The organism is Rubrivirga sp., from assembly GCF_049648075.1.
GTDB lineage: Bacteria > Bacteroidota > Rhodothermia > Rhodothermales > Rubricoccaceae > Rubrivirga.
Map to the genome: position 1 here is coordinate 1 of NZ_JBARYR010000227.1, position 1,962 is coordinate 1,962.

At 64.1% G+C, this 1,962-nt stretch carries 2 protein-coding genes and 1 rRNA gene; 2 read left to right on the forward strand and 1 reads right to left on the reverse strand.

The features are described 5' to 3' along the window. Positions 1-326, forward strand: a 326-nt coding sequence (locus WBA11_RS06640) for a phosphoribosyltransferase family protein (RefSeq protein ID WP_424519919.1), incomplete at its 5' end; no start/stop codon positions are given. 120 nt (positions 327-446) lie between these two features. Here the strand turns inward: WBA11_RS06640 and WBA11_RS06645 are convergent. Next, positions 447-1,199, reverse strand: a complete 753-nt coding sequence (locus WBA11_RS06645; RefSeq protein WP_424519920.1) for a PASTA domain-containing protein — start codon at positions 1,197-1,199, stop codon at positions 447-449. A gap of 672 nt (positions 1,200-1,871) precedes the next feature. On the opposite strand from WBA11_RS06645, the gene WBA11_RS06650 reads away from it, so the two are divergent. Further along, a 16S ribosomal RNA gene (locus tag WBA11_RS06650) occupies positions 1,872-1,962 on the forward strand; the annotation flags it as partial.

Sequence of the window (1,962 nt, forward strand, 5' to 3'; positions counted from 1 at the left end):
TCGAGCGCCACCACCTGCCCATCGCCGGCTTCCGCGACGACCTCGACCTGGAGGCCGACCCGCTCCCCGACGATGCACCGAGCGCCGAAGGCCGAGACGTCCTCTTAGTGGACGACGTCATCTTTACAGGCCGAACCATCCGGGCCGCCCTCGACGCTGTCCTGCGCTACGGCCGCCCTCGCTCTATCCGCTTAGCCGTGCTAGTCGACCGAGGCCACCGCGAGGTTCCCGTCCACCCCGACTTCGTCGGCCGCGTCATCCTGACCAAGCACAACGAGCGCGTCGTCGTCCACCCCGACGTCCCAAGTGCCGTCCTGGTCGATTAGCACGTCTCGTCCTCGAGGGCGAACTCTATCGAGGACGAGAAGACCGAGACGCCCTCGAGGGAGCGCCGCATCGAGGGCGAGACCCCCTGCGAGACGAGTCGGCCTCGAGGTCGGACCCGCCTAGGCGTCGCCGTCCGTGTAGATGCGGACTTCCTGACCCGGGTTGAGTGTCCCGCCCGCCGCCGGCTCCTGTCGCGTGACTTCGCCCGACTCCGCGCGGGGCGAGTCCACCCACAGCTCCGCGTCCTTGATCTGACGCCGAGCGTCCGACACCGACGACCCGACCACGTTCGGCACCCGCACGTTGCGCCCGTTCTCGACGCCGGGGCTGATCCACAACGTGATCCGCGTCCCGACCGGCACAGAGCTTCCGTTCGCCGGCGACTGTCGCGTCACCGTGTTCTCGTACGGCGTCCGCACCGAGTCCATCTCGACCCGATCCACCACGAGCCCACGATCCGATACGTCCTCCCGTGCTTTCCCCTCCGAGAGCGAGACCACGTCCGGGACCACGACCAACTGCTTCGGGCTCACGTTGACGTAGTAGTAGATCCGCCGTCCCGGCTTCACCGTCGTACCAGCCGATGGGCTCTGGTCCACGACCACATCTGCCTCCACGTTTGGATTGTACGGCTGCTCCGCGTACTCGCCCTCGAGGCCGGCCACGCGCAGCACACTCTGGGCGTCGTCGGGCGTCATCTCTCCCACGTCCGGGACCTCGACCGCCGCATCGTGCCGCGTCCAGATCGGCATCGCGGCAAAGTTGAACAGGAGAGCGAACACGACCAGCCCTAGGCCGATCGAGATCAGGCCGAGCCAGAAGGCCCGATCGGTGAGCAGTGCACCGAGTCCCTTGCGGTCAGATCGAGCCATCGTAGAAGAGGAAGACAGTCAAGTGTCGAATGGCTCTCAAGATAGATAGGTCAGGCACGGACCCGGCCTCACAACACGCTCACTCCCTCTCCACCGACTGTGCATGGACACCCGCCGAATCGACCCGTACCATGGGCTCCGCAGCAGGGAGAACGTCGCTCAGCGATCGCCCGCCCACTGCACTGTTCTAGACACGCTGACGGATATGGATGCCAAGCGCACCAATCGGCACGAAGGGTTTATGAACCTCTCGAAGTCGCTTGCGAAGCTCGGCAACCTCCCGTACCATGGGCTCCCCTCGAATGAGGGGCAGGAGCTTCGCCGTCTGGCAGTCGCCAGGCACTCCAATCGAATAGAGAAGAGAAAACGAAGCGCTTGACTGTCGGTTACGAGTTCCGTAGTTTGGCAGAACGCCCCGGGCGCAAAGCCGGTTTTGCCGGCCTCGTCTGAGGCACCGTTCCTTGAGAGATTGGAAGCATAGCGAGCCCTCGTCGGCCGCTCTGACCGCCCGCTTCGGCGTGGCGCGATGGCGGACCAGACGAGACAAAGTCAACCCGGACTGCTTCGGCAGTCCAAGAAAGAAAGCTCAACAGCAGGCTGTACCCGAGAGGGTATGGCAACTCGATCCCTGATCTTGAACCTTCGGGTTCTTTCAGGAGATCATTCTCTTCTACTACGGAGAGTTTGATCCTGGCTCAGGACGAACGCTGGCGGCGGGCTTAACACATGCAAGTCGAACGAGAAGCCGGGTGCTTGCACCTGG